Genomic DNA, 16,594 nt, shown 5'->3' on the forward strand with positions numbered 1-16,594 from the left:
GGGGGAGGCCGCGAACGCCGCCATGACGGCGATTGGCCAGAAGCCGGTGCTGGTGCGCCGCGAAATCGAAGGCTTCATTCTTAATCGCCTGCAGGGCGCCTTGCTGCACGAAGCTTTCCGGCTGGCCAAGGAGGGCATTGCCAGTGTGGAAGACATCGATGCGACCGTGAAGGACGGCCTGGGATTGCGCTGGTCGTTCATGGGGCCGTTCGAAACGATCGACCTGAACGCGCCCGGCGGCATTGCCGACTATTGCGCGCGCTACGGCGGCCTGTACCAATCCATCGGCGCCGATCAGGGCGAATGTGTCGCCTGGGACGGCGCGCTGGTGGATGCGCTGGCGCACGAACGCCGCAGCCTGCTGCCGCAGGAAGACCTTGCCAAGCGCCGCTTCTGGCGCGATGAAAAACTGATGCGCCTGATGCGCCACAAACAAGAGAACGGAGACAACCATGGCTAAGCCCAAACAGAAAGTCGTCATTACCTGCGCCGTGACGGGCGCCATCCACACGCCCAGCATGTCGCCGCACCTGCCGGTCACGGCGGAAGAGATCGCGGAAGCCGCCATCGGCGCGGCCAAGGCGGGCGCCGCGGTGCTGCACCTGCACGCCCGTGATCCGCAGACCGGCAAGCCGTCGCAAGACCCGGCGCTGTTCAAGCCGTTCCTGGAGCGGATCAAGAACGAGACCGACGCCATCATCAACATCACCACCGGCGGCAGTCCGCACATGACGGTGGAAGAGCGCATGCGCCCGGCCACGACCTTCCAGCCCGAGCTGGCCTCGTTGAACATGGGGTCCATGAATTTCGGCCTGTTCCCGATGCTGGACCGCTTCCAGGACTTCAAGCACGATTGGGAGCGCGAGCACCTTGAGAACAGCCGCTCGCTGATCTTCCGCAATACCTATCAAGACATCGAATCCATTCTGACGCTGGGCAACGCCAACGGCACGCGTTTCGAGTTCGAGTGCTACGACATCAGCCACCTGTACAACCTGGCGCATTTCGTGGACCGCGGCCTGGTGAAGTCGCCGCCGTTCATCCAGTCGGTGTTCGGCATCCTGGGCGGCATCGGTCCGCATCCGGAAGACCTGATGCACATGAAGCGCACCGCCGACCGGCTGTTTGGCAACGACTACGAATGGTCGATCCTGGGCGCGGGCCGCAATCAGATGCCGCTGGCCACCATCGGCGCGGCGATGGGGTCGAACGTGCGCGTCGGGCTGGAAGATTCGCTGTGGATCGGGCCGGGCCAATTGGCGGAATCCAACCGCGTCCAGGTCGAACGCATCCGGTCCATCCTGGAAGCGCTGAACCTGGAAGTGGCCACGCCAGAAGAGACGCGGGCCAAACTCGGCCTGAAAGGCCGCGAGAACGTGAAGTTCTGATCAAAGGCCGCTGGCCGGCGCGACGGCGCCGGCCAGGTTCAAGCGTGGCGGCGCAGCGCGTCGGCAAGCATGGCGACGTCCAGGGGGCGATCGAAATTGGCGGCGTGGCGGGCCTTCAGCGTCAGTTCGGCGGCCAGTGTCAGGTCGGCGTCGCTGGGAGTGTCGGCGGCGCCTAACTCGCGCAGCGTGGTGGGCAGGCCCACCTGGGCGTACCACTGGGTCAGGTCTGCCAGCATGCCATCGCTGCGTTGTTCAAGGTCCAGCTGCACCAACAGGCCGACCGCGACCTGCAATCCATGCAAGGCGGTCGCCACGCCGCCGATCTTGGGCAGTCCGCGCGTCAGGGCGTGGGCGATGGACAGGCCGCCGCTTTCAAAACCGAGACCGCTCATGAGGATCATCGCTTCCACCACGCGTTCGAACGCCGGCGTGGGTTCACCGGTGCCGGCCGCTGCCACGGCGTCCACGCCGTCGGCCAGCAGCGTGCGCAGGCAGCCGTCGGCGATCAACTGCGCGGACAGCAGCGGGGCGCCGTCGTACATGTTCTTGCCACCGTTGCGTTGGCATTGTTCGGCTTCGAACTTCTTCGAGATGGCGTCGCCCAGGCCCGCGCGGAAGAAGTGCGCGGGCGCCGTTGCAATGATGGCGGTGTCCACCAGCACGACCGTGGGGTTGAACAGCATGTGCTCGACCGCCAGGAGGTTGTGATGCGCGTCGTACAGCACGTAGTTCTTGCTGGTCGGTGCGTCGTTGGACGCCACGGTGGGCACCGTGACCAGGTGGCAGTGGGCCGACTTCGCCACCGCCTTGCCCGCATCCAGCGACTTGCCGCCGCCCACTGCGATCACCATGTCGATGCCGGCCTGCGAGGCCTGCGCGCGCAGTTGCGCGATGAGGTCAGGTGTCAGGTCGCCGTCGACGATCAGCGGCGCAAGCGCCACGCCGTGTTCGGCGCACAAGGCTTCGATTCGGGGGCCCAGTACGCCATGGACGTAGCGGTCGATGACCAGGGCGGCGCGGCGGCCGAACAAGGCAGCGTACTGGCCCAAGGCGTCCAGCGCGCCTGCTCCTTGTATGTAGCGGCTGGGAGCCCCAAAAATCTTCAGCATGAAGTCTTCCTATTTGCGTGGCACGGGAGGGCGGTAGTCGAGCTCTTTTTCGCGTTCGACCAACCAGTCGATCATGATCTTGCCGCCCCAGACCAGGTCGGCCTGAATGGCGCTGCGGGCGGCTTCGGAGTCGCGCGCTTCCAGCGCTTCCAGCACGGCTTCGTGGCGGTGCTCGTTTTCGGAATAGTCCAGGCCGGCCGTCTTGATGTGGAACACCTTCAGGATGGGGCCCGTGATGACCCAGAACGATTCCACCGTGCTGCGCAGGATGGGCTTGTTGCTGGCTTCCAGGATCGCGAAGTGGAATTTGCGGTTCAGATAGCTGGCGCGCTTGGGGTCTGTCGCCGTGCAGGAAATGAAGTCGCGTTGCAGGGCGATCAGGTTGTCCAGCTGCTTGCGCGTGATGTGCTGCGCGGCTTCGGCTGCGCCCATGCCTTCCAGGTGGAAACGGATCTGCTGGATCTCGCGCAGTTTCTCCGAATTCACGTAGGGCACGTAGACCGCCGTGGCAGCCTGCATCTCCAGGCCCTGTTCGCTGATCAGCCGGAAGATGGCCTCGCGTACGGGCGTGATGGATACGCCCATTTCTTGAGCCAGTTCGCCAATGATCAGGCGTTCGCCAGGTTCGTACTGCCCGTTGATCAGGGCATTGCGGATTTCGTTATAGACCCTGACGGAGAGGTTCTCTTTCTTTACCGGTTTGAGGCTGGGCATGACGTTTCGGGCTTGCTGTATTGAGGGAACGGGTGAATCCGGAATGAATTCTAGCCCGCCATAGCCAATTCAAGCTCAATGGGTATATTATATATCATATATCCTAATGAAGAAAGGACGCGCCATGCGCCACCACCAGGAGGCCCCCACCGAGGGGGAAGTCAGGATGCTGCGGGAAAAGGCCCGCCACATCCGGCTGGAGACAATCAGACTCATCGAAATCGCCAAGGTCGGGCACTACAGCTCGGTCTTCTCGTGCGCCGAGATATTCGCTTCGCTGTACTACGACGTGATGCGGCTGCGTCCGGGTGAGCCGCATTGGCCGGACCGTGACCGCTTCCTGATGGGCAAGGGCCATGCCGCCGTCGGCTTGTTTCCGGTGTTGGCCGACCATGGCTTCATCGACCGCGAGTTGCTGGATGGCTACACCCGGCTGGGCAGCCCTTTGGGCGACCACCCCGATATGAGCAAGGTGCCGGGCGTGGATTTCAGTTCGGGGTCCATCGGACACGCGTTGTCCAACGGCGTGGGCATGGCGGTAGGCGGGCGCATGAGCCAGCGCGACTTCAACGTCTTTGTGATGCTGGGCGACGGCGAGATGCAGGAAGGGCAGGTCTGGGAAGCGGCGCTGTTCGCTGCGCACAACCGCTTGTCCCGCCTGATCGCCATCGTTGACCGTAACGGCTATCAGCTGGACGGCAAGGTGGACGACGTGATGGGCGTGGAGTCGCTGGCCGCGAAGTGGCAGGCGTTCGGTTGGGACGTCCATGAAGTCGACGGACACGACCTGCATGCATTGACGGCGCTGCTGCGGCGCCTGCGCGCCGACGACGCACGTGCCAAGCCGGCTTGCGTGATCGCCAAGACCATCAAGGGCAAAGGCGTTTCCTATATGGAAACCGAGCCGGGCTGGCACCTGGGCTATCTGGCGCCGCAAGACGCGCAAAGCGCCATCGACGAAATCCTCTCCCGCGAGATCTGAATGGCACAGGCACAAGTTCTCTCCTCCGACTCCTGGCAGTACCGCGCCCTGAATGCGGTGAACCCCGGGCTGTCCTATCTTTCCGACGCGCTGATCGAGTTGGCGCAGGCCGGCCACCCGGTGGTGGCGGGGTCGGCCGACCTGCAGTATTCCAATGGCCTGAACCGCTTTGCAGAGGCCTACCCCGACCGCTACATCCAGTTCGGCATCTCCGAACAGAATATGGTGTCGGCGGCGGCCGGCCTGGCCACCACCGGCATGATGCCGTTCGTGGCGACGTTCGCGTCGTTCCTTGGCCTGTTGTGTTGCGAGCAGATCCGCATGGACGTGGCCTACACCAAGCTGCCGGTTCGGCTGATCGGCCACCACACCGGCATCAGCCTGGGGTTCTACGGCACGTCGCACCATGCCACCGAAGATATCTCGACCATGCGCGCGCTGGCCGGCCTGACAGTGGTCTCGCCGGCGGACGGTCCGCAATTGGCGTCCGCCATCAAGGCCTCGGTCGACTGGCCCGAGCCGATCTATTTTCGCATCGGGCGCGGCCGCGACCCGCAAGTCTATGAGGACGGCGTGCCGTTCGAATTCGGGCGCGCCCTCGTGCATTCGCGGGGCAGCGATCTGAACATCATCGCTTGCGGGATCACGCTGCACGCGGCGCTGGCCGCGGCGGAGCAATTGCGCCAGGACGGCCTGTCGGTAGGCGTGATCGACATGCCCACCATCAAACCGCTGGACCGCGACGCCGTGCTGGCGGCGGCCGCGCAGTCGCGCCTGATGATGACGGTGGAAGAACACAACGTGCTGGGCGGGCTGGGTTCAGCGGTCGCGGAAGTGCTGGCGGATGCCGGCGCGGGCACGCGCCTGCGGCGCCACGGCATTTATGACGAGTACAGCCTGATCGCGCCGCCCACCACGCTCTACGCCCATTACAAACTGGACGCCGCGGGCATCGGTGAGGTGGCCCGCGCATTGATCAATACCTCAGGCAACGCCTGACATTTCGGAGAAAAGAATGAAGGAAATCAGCGGAAACACGCGCCTGTTCGGCATCCTGGCCGACCCGATCCATCATGTGAAGACGCCGCAGCGCATGAACGAGCTGTTCGCCAAGATCGGCTTCGACGGCGTGTGCGTGCCTTTCCATGCGCGGCCCGACAATCTGGCCGCCGTGGTCGACGGCCTGCGCCGCCTTGAAAACCTGGGCGGCGTCATCGTCACGATGCCGCACAAGACCGCGATCCTGGAGTTGGTGGACGAGGTCACGCCCGTCGCTACAAAGATCGGCGCGGCCAACGTGGTGCGCCGCGACGCGGACGGCCGCCTGGTGGCGCACATGCTGGATGGCGAAGGCTTCGTCCGGGGGCTACTGACCGCAGGCGTGCCGGTGCAAGGGAAAAGTGCCTACCTGGCGGGCGCCGGCGGCGCCGCCAACGCCATCGGCTTTGCGCTGGTCCAGGCGGGCGTGTCCCGGTTGACCATCGCCAATCGCACGCCGGCCAAGGCCGAAGACCTGAAGGCGCGCATCCTGTCGTTGCATCCCGAGGCCCGGATCACGATCGGTACGCCGGATCCCGCCGGCCATGATCTGGTGGTCAACGGCACGTCGTTGGGCATGAAGGAAGGCGATGCGCTGCCGCTGGATACCAGCAGGCTGATACCTGACCAACTGGTATGCGAAGTCATCATGCAACCCCGGGACACGGCGCTGCTGCTGGCAGCAAAAGCCAAGGGGTGCAACGTGCATTACGGCGCGCCGATGCTGGCCTGCCAGATCGAGCTCATGGCCGAGATGCTGGGCGTGACCGCCGCGAAGTAGGCATGCGGCGGATATCAGGACGGGGTGGATAAAAAGATGGGCGACTACGATTTCATCATTGCGGGCGGCGGCACGGCCGGCTGCATCCTGGCCAACCGGCTAAGCGCCGATGGCAAGCATCGTGTCTTGATGCTGGAGGCGGGCTTCGAGGCGCGCAGCATGTGGATCTCGATTCCGGCGGGCTTCTCCAAGCTGCTGGTCAACCCGGACTACAACTGGCGCTTTGCAACCGAGCCCGAAGACAACGTCCACGGCCGCACCATCGCCGTGCCGCGGGGCAAGGGCGTGGGCGGGTCCACCTTGATCAACGGCATGATCTACGTGCGCGGCCAGCCGCAGGATTACGACGGCTGGGAAGCGGCGGGCGCCACCGGTTGGGGGCATGCCCAGGCAGAGCGGATTTTCCGGAAAATCGAACACTACGAGCCAGGCGGCGACGCGCGCGGCAAGAACGGGCCGATGCATCTGGAAGAGGTCGCCGAACGCTTCCCCGTGTCCGACGCCTTCCTGCGCGCCGCACAAGAGGATGGCCAGCCGCTGAACGCCGATTACAACAGCGGCAACCAGGAAGGCGTGGGCTATTACCAAGTGCTGCAGCATCGCGGCCGGCGCTGGAGCGTGGTGGACGGGTACATGAGGCCGGCGGCGGGGCGCAAGAACCTGAAGGTGGAATGCGGCGCCCATGTCACGCGGTTGCTGTTCGAGAGCAAGCGCTGCGTGGGCGTGGCGTACCGCCAGAATGGTCAGGAGCACACGGTGCGGGCGCGGCGGGAAACCCTGGTGTGCCTGGGCGCGGTGCAATCGCCGCAGCTGCTGGAACTATCGGGCGTGGGCGATCCGGCGCGGCTACAGTCCTTCGGCATTCCGCTGGTGCACGCGCAGCCGCAAGTGGGCGAAAACTATATCGACCACTTCGCTACGCGCATGAATTGGCGGGTGAGGAACACCGTGACCTTGAACGAGATGTCGCGCGGTTGGCGGCTGGCGCAACAGGTGGCGCGCTACTACACGCGCCACAAAGGCATCCTGACCCTGGGAACGGGTCTTGTCCACGGCTTCGTCAAGAGCGCACCGGGCTTGCCCACGCCCGATGTGCAGTTCTTCTTCGTGCACGCCAGTTACGCCAACGCGGCCGAACGCATCCTGGACCGCCATCCGGGCATGACGATCGGCGTGGCGCAGTTGCGGCCCGAATCGCAGGGCAGCATCCACATTAAATCGGCGGACCCACTGGCCTGCCCGTCCATCCGCCCCAACTTCCTGTCGGCGCAGATCGACCGCGACAGCCTTGTGGGCGGCATGAAAGCGGCGCGGCGCATTGTCGGGCAACCCGCCATGCGGCCGTTCATCGATGCCGAGGTCAGTCCCGGCCCCGATGTGGAAAGCGACGAACAATGGCTGGACTTCGCGCGGCACAACGGGCAGACGATCTACCACCCCATCGGCACGTGCCGCATGGGGTCGGACCCGGCCGCGGTGACCGACGCGCGCTTGCGCGTGAATGGCCTGACGGGATTGCGAGTGGTGGACGCGTCGGTGATGCCGAAGATGGTTTCCGGCAACACGCAGGCGGCCGTCATGATGGTGGCCGAGCGCGGTGCCGAAATGATCCTGGAAGACACCGCAGACGCGGGCTGAACGAGCCATGGGATGGGGGGGCGTTGCAGACCGGCGCGTTCGCACGGAATGTTCCGCGCGCCGCCCCTCCCACGGCCCGGCAGGTTCAGCGGATCAGGAAGCCGGCGCCGACCGGGTCGTTACGGTCGATCACCCAGCGCGCGGTGCCCAGGATGCTGGCGGTGCCTTTGACGGTGGGGCGGACGGCGCGCGTGCCGTTCAAGTCCACTTCGCCCAGCAGGCAGCCTTCGAAGGTTCCGCTGCCCAGCAGGCCTTCCGACTTGATCGGCTGGTTCATGCCCAGCTTCCCGCGCGCCTCGAACATGGCCATCATGGCGCTGGTGCCGGTGCCGCCGGGCGAACGGTCCAGCTGGCCGGCGCTGAACACGTGCACGTTCTTGTAGAACGCGCCTTCGATCGTGGGCGGGTGCCAGAACGTGATGAAGTTCAGGTTGTTGATGTGCGCTTCGGTCGGATGTTGGATGCGGTGGCGCGCGTTCAGCTGGTCGCGCACGATCAGACCCATGCGCGACAGCTCGGTGCCGTTGTCCGGCGAAATCCGCAGATCGCAGCCCGACAGGTCCACGATGCCGAAGTAGTTTCCGCCCCAGACGATGTCGGCGGACAGCTTGCCGTAGCCCGGCAGTTCCACCGGAATATCCTGCGCCGCCACGTAGGCCGGCACGTTCTCGAAGCGCGTCCACAACACGTTTTCGCCTTCGGACGCGACTTCCGACACGACCAGCCCGGCCGTGGTCTCGAAGCGGATCTTGGTGATGCCGTCCTTGCCGCGGGCCACCAGGCCGTTGGCTACCATCGCCATGCTGACGGCGATGGTGCCGTGGCCGCACATGTGCGAATACTCGGTGCCGTCGATGTAGATCAGGCCGGCATCGAACTCCGGGCTGGACGGCGGCGTGAGGAACACGCCGAACATGTCTTTATGACCGCGCGGCTCGCGCATCAGCGCCTGGCGCAGCCAGTCGTAGTTCTGTTCAAGGAAAGCCCGCTTTTCCAGGATGCTGGATCCGGCGGGGTAGGGGATGCCGCTATGCACGATGCACAGGGGCTCGCCTTCGGTATGGGTATAGATGACATCGAACGCGTCTTGCTTGCGCATGACTGTGGCTCCAGACTAAGTAGGATGAAGGGGAAAAGCGGATGGGGGAAACTATTTGCCGCGTTCGGACAGCATGTCCAACCCGACGGTCAAATCCAGGATGACGATAGCGATCACCGCAACCACAATCGTGGCGCCCGATACGGCTGCGATGGTCGGATCGATCGTGTACTGCACATAGTTGAAGAGCTTGACGGGAATGGTGTTCAGGTCCGCCGTGGTGTTGAAAATGGAAAGCTCCACGTTGATCCACGACGAGATGAACGCGAAGATGGAACCGGTCACGATGCCCGGCCGGATCTGCGGCAGCACCACCAGGAAGAACGTGGTCCAGGGGTTGGCGCCCAGGTCCGCCGACGCCTCTTCCAGCGCGCGTTGTTCCGGCGTCAGAAGCGTCAGCGTGGACCGCAGCACGAATGGCGCGATGATGACGATGTGCCCGATCAACAGCGACAGGAAACTGCGCGTCAGCCCAAAGTACGCGCCGTACTGCAATAGCGCCGCGCCCAGCACGATGTGCGGCAACACCAGCGGCGACATCAGCACCGACGTCAGCGCGGCCTTGCCCGGGAATTCGTAGCGCGCGATCGCCAGCGCGGCGGGTACGGTCAGTACCACCGCGGCAAGAGTCGCCGCCAGCGCCAGTACGGTGCTGGTCGTGAATGCCGCCACGTAGCCGGCTTCGACCAGCAGCGTGCGGTACCACTCCAGCGTCCAGCCTTGCGGCGGAAACGCCAGGTAGGGCGTGGCCGTAAACGACGATCCCAGGATCACCACGAGCGGCAGGGCCAGGTACGCCAGCACGGCCAGCGCGATCAGGCGGATCAGGGTGCGGGCGATCATCGGGCGGCTCCGGGCAGGACGGCGGCGCGGTTTGCCAGCGCAACCAGGATCAGGGTGAAAACCAGCAGCACCATGCTTAGCGCGCCGCCGTAATGAAAGTCGAATACCGAGCTGTATTGCTGGAAGATCAGCATGGACAGCACCGAGATCCGGCCGCCTGACAGCAGCGCGGGCGTCACATAGGCACTGACCGCCAGCGTGAAGACGATGATGGCGCCAGACACCACGCCGGGCAACGTCAACGGCCAGGTGATATGGAAGAACGTCGAGGCAGGGCTGGCGCCCAGGTCGGCGGAGGCCTGCTCGCACCCCGGATCCACCCGGGCCAGCGCGTTGCCCACGGCCAGCACCACGAAAGGCAGCAGCACATAGACCATGCCGATCAGGATGCCCAGCTCGGTACCGATGAAACGCACCGGACGGTCGGCCATGCCGGCACCCACCAGCGCCTGGTTGACCAGCCCGTTGCGGCCCAGCAGCACCATCCAGCCGAAAGCGCGCACGATGTTGCTGGTGAACAGGGGCACCACCAGCAGAATCACGCAGAAGCGCCGCCAGGCCTGCCAGCGCACCACGCGCACCAGATACCAGGCCAGGGGGTAACCCAGGATCACGCAAACGACCGTGGTGAAGAACGCCAGCCGGAAGGTCACCAGGATCACGTCCCAGTGATACTGATCAGCCAGCACGCGCACATACTGCTGCAAGGTCAGCGTCATGCCTTCCGGCCCGCCCGTGATGCTGGCCAACGCCACTACTGCCAGCGGCGCCAGGAAGAAGGCCGCGAAAAAGAGCACCGGCGCGGCCAGCAACAGGCCGGGCGAGAGCCAGGCGCGCCCGTTCATGGTTGCTCACCGATCAGGTGCAGGTGTTCCGGCTCGAAGGCCAGATGGACCGTCGCGCCGGGCCGCAGCCCAGTGGGCGCGATGCCGCCGTGGCGCGCCACGATGATCTGCCCGCCCAGGTCCACGTGGATCATGCTGTGGCTGCCCACGTTGATGACGTCGGTGACCGCGCCGGTCCAGGTATCGGTGGCCGCTTCGCCACGAAGCCGAAGGTCTTCCGGGCGCAGCACCGCCACGCCACGCGCGGGCGCGGGCTTGCCGAACGGCACGCGAAGTCCTTGCGTGTCCAGCTGCAGCGTGTCGCCATCCAGTGCGGTGAACGATATGAAATTGGCATCGCCGATGAACTCCGCGACAAAGCGCGTGGCGGGTTGCCGATAGATGTCCGTGCCGGCGCCCACCTGCTCGATGCGTCCCGCGTGCATGACGACGACGCGGTCGGCCATGGTCATGGCCTCTTCCTGATCGTGCGTGACGAAGATAAAGGCGATGCCCAGTTTGGCTTGCAGGTGCTTGAGTTCCAGCTGCATGCGCTTTCGCAGCTTCAGATCCAGCGCGGATAGCGGCTCGTCCAGCAACAGCAGCTTGGGCCGGTTGACGATGGCGCGCGCCAGCGCCACGCGCTGTTGCTGGCCGCCCGACATTTCGCGCGGATAGCGCGGGCCAAAATCCGCCAGCCCGACCATGTCCAGCGCCGCGCGGGCGCGCTCGGCGGCCTCGGTTTTCGACGCGCCTTGCCGCCGCGGGCCATACGCCACATTCTCGGACACGGTCATATGCGGGAACAGCGCATAGTTCTGGAACACCGTGTTCAGTGGGCGATGGTGCGCGGCCAGGCGGCTGATGTCCTGGCCGTCGATCAGGATGCGGCCCGATTCGGGCTTCAGGAAGCCGGCGATCGAGCGCAGCAAGGTGGTCTTGCCGCAGCCGCTGGGCCCCAGCAGGGCCACGAATTCCCCCTGCTGGATGTCCAGGTCGATCCGGTCCAGGGCCTGGTAGGCGCCAAACCGCATCGACACGCCTTCGATGGTGAGCAAAGTGGACATGTTCGACCCTGGCCTAGCGCTTGCGAGCGACCTGGCGGTTCCAGGCATCCGTCACCTCGGCGCGGCGGCTGTTGATGAGGTTCCAGTCGAACAGGCTCAGGTTCTTCACCGAACCCTCGGCGCCCCACGGCAGTTTGCGGGCCACGTCCTTGGGCACCTGCACGTCCTTGACGGCCGGGCCCAGATACAGGCGTGTGGCCAGGCAAACAGCGGCCTCCGGCGTAAGCGCGGTGTCGACGAACTTCTTGGCCGCGGCCGCATTGGGCGCGCCCTTGACCAGGTGCAGGCGGGCGTCCGTGGCCCACGCTCCTTCCTTGGGCACCGCGAAACCGATCGGCAGACCCTTGTCGATCAAGTCCCACGCGCCCACGTTGAAGTGCGCGCCGATGATGGCCTCGCCGCTTTGGTAGGCGTTGCTGGCGGCGCCCGAGCTGTCGAAGAACAAGGCGGTGTCCAGCGTGGCCAGCTTGGCGTACAGCGGAGCCAGGTTGGACGGGTCGATCGCCCAGACACGCGCCAGGAAGAACACGAACGGCACGCCGGAGGAGTTCGCGGGCGATGGCACGGCCACCGCGCCGGCATACTCGGGCTTCCACAGGTCTTTCCAGCTGGTGGGCGCCTGCGGCACTTCCTTCGTGTTGTAGGTGATGCCCAGCGAGTAGTAGCCGGTGCTGACGGCGTAAGCGGCGTCGCCGTTGCGGTACACGCCCTGGTCGATGACGTTCTTCAGATTCGGGATGGCGGCGGGGTCCAGCGTGTCCAGCACGCCAGCCTGCGCGGCCAGTTCGCTGATGCCGCCGTCCATCCAGGCGACGTCGATCGTGGGCGCGTTTTTCTGCTGTTGCAGCTTGGCCAGCGTCGTGGTCGACGTACCGACTTCCGGCACGACCATCACGCCCGTGGCCTTGGTGTAGGGGTCGGCGACGCAGGCGCGGAACGCGTCGCCCCAATTGCCGCCATACCAGGCGACGGTGATCTTCTGCTGCTGCGCCGTCGCCTGTGTGGCCAGCATCAGGCCGGCGCCCAGCAAGGCGGCGCGCAGGGCGCTGCGGGTAAGTGTTGCCATGTCGGATTCCCCTTGTCGATTTATCGGCTTGTCTCGGCTGCCCGTGGAACCGGGCGTTCCAAACGCGGAGCCGTGACGTCGCCATGCCTGCATCTTGGGTGATCCCAGGGAAAACCAGCTTGAAGGCGTGGGACAAAAACTTGAATAATTGCGACATGACGATCGTCGACACACCGGCTTCGCGGCCTTCCTCCTATGAGGACGCCGCAGAGGCCCTGCCCCAGGGGAAACCCGCACTCACCATCGGCATCGTGCTGATGGACCAGTTCACGCTGGCTGCGTTCGCCGGCCTGGTCGACGTGTTGCGCCTGGCGGGCGACCATGGCGGGCGCAGCCGGCAGATCCATACGGCATGGCGCGTCATGAGCTGGGACGGCAAGCCGCGTTGCTCCAGCGCGGGCCTGACCATCGACGTGGCCGACAGCTTGCCCGACGACCCGGCGCAGTTCGACTACGTGGCCGTCTGCGGGGGCAACGACTACATCAACGGCCGCATGCCGGAGCCGCTGCGCGACTGGCTGCGGTTGGCGGCGGCGCTGCGGGTTCGGCTGCTGGGCATCTGCACGGGCACGTTCGCCCTGGCGCAGGCCGACGTGATCGGGCCGCGCACGGTATGCGTGCACTGGAATGTGCTGGATGCGTTTCGCGAGCGCTTCCCGCAGACCCGCGCGGTGGTGGACCGCCTGTTCGTGGACGAAGGCGATCTGATCTCGTGCGCGGGATCCACCGCGGCGATCGACCTGGGCCTGTATCTGGTGGCCCGTCATTGCGGGCGCGACAAGGCGCAGCAGGCGATGCGGCACATGATGCTGCAAGGCGTGCGCCCCGGCCGCGTGCCGCAGGCGCATTTCCGCACCGACCTGTCCGGCATCCAGGATCTGCGCGTGCGCCAGGCGGCGCACTTCATCGAGCAGCGCATCGACAACCCACCGCCGCTGGACGCCATCGCGCGCTACGTCGGCGTCGGCCGGCGGCAACTGGAACGTGCGTTCCGCGTTGCCACGGGCATGTCGCCCATGGCGTTTCAGCGGCAATTGCGGTTGGAGTACGGAAGCTGGTTGTTGCTGAATAATCCTTGCAGCATCACGCAGATTGCGTTGGACTGCGGTTTTGCGGACGGTGCGCATTTCTCGCGCGATTTCAGGGCGCACTTCGGATTATCCCCGCGCCAGTATCAACAGGCCCGTGGCGCGCAGGCGACCGGGCAAGAGGGCGGCGTCAGCGTATTTCCTGCCTAGCCTTCGCGTAAACCAAGGAGACGGCATGACTTATGACCTCTGGTATTGGGACGGCATTCCCGGGCGTGGCGAGTTCGTGCGCCTGGCGCTGGAAGCGGGGGGCATTCCGTATCGCGAACGCGTTCGCGAACCTGGCGCCTCGGAAAATGCGCTGATCGATGACATGCAGGCGCCACGCAAGCATCCGCCATTCGCGCCGCCCTATCTGGTGGCCGACGGCATGACGCTGGGCCAGACGGCCAATATCCTGCTGTTCCTGGGCGAAAAGCATGGGCTGGCGCCAGAATCGCTAGAAGGCCGTCTATGGGTGAACCAACTGCAGTTGACCATCGCCGATATGGTGACCGAGGCGCACGATACGCATCACCCCATTTCCGCCAACGACTACTACGAAGACCAGAAAGAAGAAGCCGCGCGCCGCGCACGCGGTTTCCGGGAAGAGCGCATACCGAAATTTCTCGCGTACTTCGAACGCGCGCTTGCCGGCCCCGAGACCTGGCTGGCCGGCGGCACGCGCTGGACCTACGTTGACCTGTCACTGTTCCATTTGGTCGATGGGCTGCTCTACGCCTTTCCCAAACGCATGGGCACGGTTGCGTCTGATTATCCGAACGTGATGGCCCTGCACGCGCGCGTGGCGGCGTTGCCGGCATTGCAGGCCTATTTCGATAGTGGCAGGCGGTTGCCTTTCGGCGAGTGCATTTTTCGCCAATATCGCGAATTGGACGCCGCCTGATTACCGCGTGACGGAATTAACGCCGGGCCTGGATCCCGGCGTGCGCGCCAACATGGCGGGTGATCCGTCCGTATTTATATTCACCCCATTAATAATTAGGGGCAGTAACTCCGTTGAAAGGGTGTGCTGCGGTTAACCCACATAAGAATGGGGCGACGGAATTCGTATTAACCCTGAGCGCCGTTGTCCCGTGTATTCGAAAGCCCCGCGTTAGTTATGCTGCAGAACTTTTTTTCGCGATGCCACCGATAATAGGTTGAGAAACGTTCATTTTTAGGATTAAATAATTTCGACTAGATACACTCTTGTGTTCTTATGTTTCTAGCCAGCCTGCCGTTACTGCTGTGCGACGGACCACCAGGCAGCAAGCGCATGCGGCGCGGCATGCACAGCTGAGTTTGGGACGCGCCAAGCAGTTCTGATGTAGAGATTCCGCTTGTCGACCGTTTTCAGGAACCCGTCCCATCTCTTGGCAGGAGACGCATCATGCAATGGATTACCCTCAATCGCCTTTTCCGCGGAGAACGCGGCATGCAAAAGGCGGATTTATACGGCCAGATCTCGGCGATCCATCGCGCCCAGGCCGTTATCGAATTCGATCTCGAAGGTCATGTCCTGATGGCCAATCAGAATTTCCTTGATACCATGGGATATTCGCTGGACGAGGTTCTGGGGCAACACCACCGTATGTTCATTGATCCCGATGAACGCGAATCCGCCGAATATCTGGCTTTCTGGCAGAAGCTCGGCCAGGGCGCCTACGATGCCGGCCGTTATCGCCGCGTCTGTCGCGACGGACGGGACGTCTGGCTTCAAGCGTCGTATAACCCCATCTTCGATAAGCGTGGCCGGCCGGTCAAGGTGGTCAAGTACGCCACCGACATTACCGACCAGCAGCAACGCCAGGCCGACACGGAAGGCCAGTTGGCGGCCATTTCCAAGGTGCAGGCGATTATCGAGTTCGAACTTGACGGCACGATCATCCGCGCCAACGATCTATTCCTGAATGCCGTGGGGTATCACGCGTCCGAAGTTGAAGGCCGGCACCACAGTATGTTCGTGCGGCCCGAAGAGGCGCGCACGGCGGCCTACCAGGAATTCTGGCGCAAGCTGCGCAGCGGCCAACACGACACGGGTCAGTACCTGCGTATCGGCAAGGGCGGGCGGCAGGTCTGGATCGAAGCCAGCTACAACCCGATCTTCGATGCGGAAGGGCGGCCATTCAAAGTCGTGAAGTACGCCACCGACATCACCAAGCGGTTTACCGCCGCGCAAACATTGCGGGTGGCGGTGCAGGGGTTGACGGAAAACGCCGAGCGAGCCAGCCAGGCCAACGCCTTGGCGCTGGACGCCAGCAAGGTGGCGGAGCAGGGCGGCAAGACGGTGAAGGGCGTCGTGTGGACGATGGGCGCCATCACCGATAGTTCGCGGCGCATCTCCGAGATCATCGGCGTGATGGACGGCATCGCTTTCCAGACGAATATTCTGGCCTTGAATGCGGCCGTGGAAGCGGCCCGGGCCGGCACGCACGGCAAGGGTTTCGCGGTGGTCGCGGCCGAGGTCCGCAGCCTGGCGCAGAACAGTGCCGCCGCCGCCAAAGAGATCAAGGGATTGATCACGACGTCCGTCGAACAAATCGAAAGCGGCGCGGGGCAGGTGCAGTCCGCGGGCGCCACGATGGAAGACATCGTGGCCTCGTCCCGTCGCGTCACCGAGATCATGGCGGAAGTCGTGAACGTGTCGCTGGCGCAATCGGCCAAGTTGGGTGACGTGACCGAGGACATTACGCAGATGACCGCGGAGGCCGCCCAGACGCTGCGCGCCACGCAAGAGGCGGCCGATGCGCACGCCTCGCGGAAAGACCGGCAGGTCGGAGTGGTCAAGCCGGTGGCCGCCGCCGTGCGGGCACGGCCTGCGGCAAATACGCCGTTGCCCCCTAAACCGGTGCTGGAATACGTGCGTTACTGACCGCCGCGGGCCGGCGCCCGCGCGAGTGCGCTATAAAGACGGTATTGTCTGAATCCCTGGCCTGGGCCGGATCGCCTCCGCCCGGGCCGCTCTATTTGCAGCA

Annotated in this window: 16 protein-coding genes; 9 read left to right on the top strand and 7 right to left on the bottom strand. The window is 64.6% G+C overall.

Going from position 1 to position 16,594, the window contains the following annotated elements; all coding sequences use genetic code 11:
• Positions 1 to 460: 3-hydroxyacyl-CoA dehydrogenase family protein (locus tag ACE039_RS29650; RefSeq protein WP_485824129.1), on the top strand; the 460-nt coding region annotated here is incomplete at its 5' end.
• Entirely contained in the window at positions 453 to 1,388 is a 936-nt protein-coding gene (kce, locus tag ACE039_RS29655) for a 3,5-dioxohexanoate:acetyl-CoA acetone transferase (RefSeq protein ID WP_448710094.1), read from the top strand. The genes ACE039_RS29650 and kce, both read left to right, overlap by 8 nt.
• Positions 1,389 to 1,426: 38 nt before the next feature.
• Here kce and ACE039_RS29660 read toward each other — a convergent pair whose 3' ends face one another.
• Together ACE039_RS29660 and ACE039_RS29665 are read right to left on the bottom strand one after the other, a co-directional pair.
• A complete protein-coding gene (locus ACE039_RS29660) occupies positions 1,427 to 2,497 on the bottom strand; it encodes a glycerol dehydrogenase (protein ID WP_105557996.1) in 1,071 nt (356 codons plus the stop codon).
• A gap of 9 nt (positions 2,498 to 2,506) precedes the next feature.
• On the bottom strand, positions 2,507 to 3,211 hold the full coding sequence (locus ACE039_RS29665) for a GntR family transcriptional regulator (RefSeq protein ID WP_448710095.1): 705 nt from the start codon (positions 3,209 to 3,211) through the stop codon (positions 2,507 to 2,509).
• 166 nt (positions 3,212 to 3,377) lie between these two features.
• Between ACE039_RS29665 and ACE039_RS29670 the strand changes: the two genes are divergently transcribed.
• The 4 genes from ACE039_RS29670 to ACE039_RS29685 are packed head-to-tail and all read left to right on the top strand — an operon-like array spanning position 3,378 to position 7,650.
• The gene (locus ACE039_RS29670; protein WP_485824138.1) at positions 3,378 to 4,193 is read left to right on the top strand and encodes a transketolase; all 816 of its coding nucleotides are present in this window, start codon (positions 3,378 to 3,380) and stop codon (positions 4,191 to 4,193) included.
• Positions 4,194 to 5,192, top strand: coding sequence for a transketolase family protein (locus ACE039_RS29675; RefSeq protein WP_485824130.1), 999 nt, complete (start codon positions 4,194 to 4,196; stop codon positions 5,190 to 5,192).
• A gap of 16 nt (positions 5,193 to 5,208) precedes the next feature.
• Positions 5,209 to 6,012 (top strand): shikimate dehydrogenase family protein, encoded by an 804-nt coding sequence (locus tag ACE039_RS29680; RefSeq protein WP_485824131.1) that lies wholly within the window; start codon positions 5,209 to 5,211, stop codon positions 6,010 to 6,012.
• 36 nt (positions 6,013 to 6,048) lie between these two features.
• Positions 6,049 to 7,650, top strand: coding sequence for a GMC family oxidoreductase (locus tag ACE039_RS29685; protein WP_485824132.1), 1,602 nt, complete (start codon positions 6,049 to 6,051; stop codon positions 7,648 to 7,650).
• A gap of 85 nt (positions 7,651 to 7,735) precedes the next feature.
• Here ACE039_RS29685 and ACE039_RS29690 read toward each other — a convergent pair whose 3' ends face one another.
• The 5 genes from ACE039_RS29690 to ACE039_RS29710 are packed head-to-tail and all read right to left on the bottom strand — an operon-like array spanning position 7,736 to position 12,549.
• On the bottom strand, positions 7,736 to 8,749 hold the full coding sequence (locus ACE039_RS29690; RefSeq protein ID WP_313458251.1) for a proline racemase family protein: 1,014 nt from the start codon (positions 8,747 to 8,749) through the stop codon (positions 7,736 to 7,738).
• Between the two features lie 51 nt (positions 8,750 to 8,800).
• Positions 8,801 to 9,592, bottom strand: a complete 792-nt coding sequence (locus ACE039_RS29695) for an ABC transporter permease (protein ID WP_105557989.1) — start codon at positions 9,590 to 9,592, stop codon at positions 8,801 to 8,803.
• Positions 9,589 to 10,437: an ABC transporter permease gene (locus ACE039_RS29700; RefSeq protein ID WP_448710100.1), complete on the bottom strand. Its 849-nt coding sequence runs from the start codon at positions 10,435 to 10,437 to the stop codon at positions 9,589 to 9,591. The genes ACE039_RS29695 and ACE039_RS29700 overlap by 4 nt, the downstream gene beginning before the upstream one ends.
• Positions 10,434 to 11,483 carry an ABC transporter ATP-binding protein gene (locus ACE039_RS29705; protein WP_448710101.1) on the bottom strand — a complete coding sequence of 350 codons (1,050 nt, stop codon included), beginning with the start codon at positions 11,481 to 11,483 and terminating at the stop codon, positions 10,434 to 10,436. The genes ACE039_RS29700 and ACE039_RS29705 overlap by 4 nt, the downstream gene beginning before the upstream one ends.
• Before the next feature lie 13 nt (positions 11,484 to 11,496).
• Entirely contained in the window at positions 11,497 to 12,549 is a 1,053-nt protein-coding gene (locus ACE039_RS29710; protein ID WP_448710102.1) for an ABC transporter substrate-binding protein, read from the bottom strand.
• A 155-nt stretch (positions 12,550 to 12,704) separates the two neighbouring features.
• Here ACE039_RS29710 and ACE039_RS29715 point away from each other — a divergent pair, with 155 nt between their 5' ends.
• The 3 genes from ACE039_RS29715 to ACE039_RS29725 all read left to right on the top strand — a co-directional run bounded on the left by ACE039_RS29715 (position 12,705) and on the right by ACE039_RS29725 (position 16,491).
• Positions 12,705 to 13,787 carry a GlxA family transcriptional regulator gene (locus ACE039_RS29715; RefSeq protein WP_448710103.1) on the top strand — a complete coding sequence of 361 codons (1,083 nt, stop codon included), beginning with the start codon at positions 12,705 to 12,707 and terminating at the stop codon, positions 13,785 to 13,787.
• A 25-nt stretch (positions 13,788 to 13,812) separates the two neighbouring features.
• Positions 13,813 to 14,523 (top strand): glutathione S-transferase, encoded by a 711-nt coding sequence (locus ACE039_RS29720; RefSeq protein WP_448710104.1) that lies wholly within the window; start codon positions 13,813 to 13,815, stop codon positions 14,521 to 14,523.
• A 486-nt stretch (positions 14,524 to 15,009) separates the two neighbouring features.
• Positions 15,010 to 16,491 carry a PAS domain-containing protein gene (locus tag ACE039_RS29725; RefSeq protein ID WP_485824133.1) on the top strand — a complete coding sequence of 494 codons (1,482 nt, stop codon included), beginning with the start codon at positions 15,010 to 15,012 and terminating at the stop codon, positions 16,489 to 16,491.
• The last annotated feature ends 103 nt before the right edge of the window (positions 16,492 to 16,594 follow it).

The sequence above is a fragment of the Achromobacter maghribensis genome (assembly GCF_057334215.1).

Excerpts from the sequence above, each read along its gene's own strand:
- kce (WP_448710094.1), top strand. The coding sequence starts at position 453 with ATGGCTAAGCCCAAACAGAAAGTCGTCATTACCTGCGCCGTGACGGGC.
- ACE039_RS29660 (WP_105557996.1), bottom strand. The coding sequence starts at position 2,497 with ATGCTGAAGATTTTTGGGGCTCCCAGCCGCTACATACAAGGAGCAGGC.
- ACE039_RS29665 (WP_448710095.1), bottom strand. The coding sequence starts at position 3,211 with ATGCCCAGCCTCAAACCGGTAAAGAAAGAGAACCTCTCCGTCAGGGTC.
- ACE039_RS29670 (WP_485824138.1), top strand. The coding sequence starts at position 3,378 with ATGCTGCGGGAAAAGGCCCGCCACATCCGGCTGGAGACAATCAGACTC.
- ACE039_RS29675 (WP_485824130.1), top strand. The coding sequence starts at position 4,194 with ATGGCACAGGCACAAGTTCTCTCCTCCGACTCCTGGCAGTACCGCGCC.
- ACE039_RS29680 (WP_485824131.1), top strand. The coding sequence starts at position 5,209 with ATGAAGGAAATCAGCGGAAACACGCGCCTGTTCGGCATCCTGGCCGAC.
- ACE039_RS29685 (WP_485824132.1), top strand. The coding sequence starts at position 6,049 with ATGGGCGACTACGATTTCATCATTGCGGGCGGCGGCACGGCCGGCTGC.
- ACE039_RS29690 (WP_313458251.1), bottom strand. The coding sequence starts at position 8,749 with ATGCGCAAGCAAGACGCGTTCGATGTCATCTATACCCATACCGAAGGC.
- ACE039_RS29695 (WP_105557989.1), bottom strand. The coding sequence starts at position 9,592 with ATGATCGCCCGCACCCTGATCCGCCTGATCGCGCTGGCCGTGCTGGCG.
- ACE039_RS29700 (WP_448710100.1), bottom strand. The coding sequence starts at position 10,437 with ATGAACGGGCGCGCCTGGCTCTCGCCCGGCCTGTTGCTGGCCGCGCCG.
- ACE039_RS29705 (WP_448710101.1), bottom strand. The coding sequence starts at position 11,483 with ATGTCCACTTTGCTCACCATCGAAGGCGTGTCGATGCGGTTTGGCGCC.
- ACE039_RS29710 (WP_448710102.1), bottom strand. The coding sequence starts at position 12,549 with ATGGCAACACTTACCCGCAGCGCCCTGCGCGCCGCCTTGCTGGGCGCC.
- ACE039_RS29715 (WP_448710103.1), top strand. The coding sequence starts at position 12,705 with ATGACGATCGTCGACACACCGGCTTCGCGGCCTTCCTCCTATGAGGAC.
- ACE039_RS29720 (WP_448710104.1), top strand. The coding sequence starts at position 13,813 with ATGACTTATGACCTCTGGTATTGGGACGGCATTCCCGGGCGTGGCGAG.
- ACE039_RS29725 (WP_485824133.1), top strand. The coding sequence starts at position 15,010 with ATGCAATGGATTACCCTCAATCGCCTTTTCCGCGGAGAACGCGGCATG.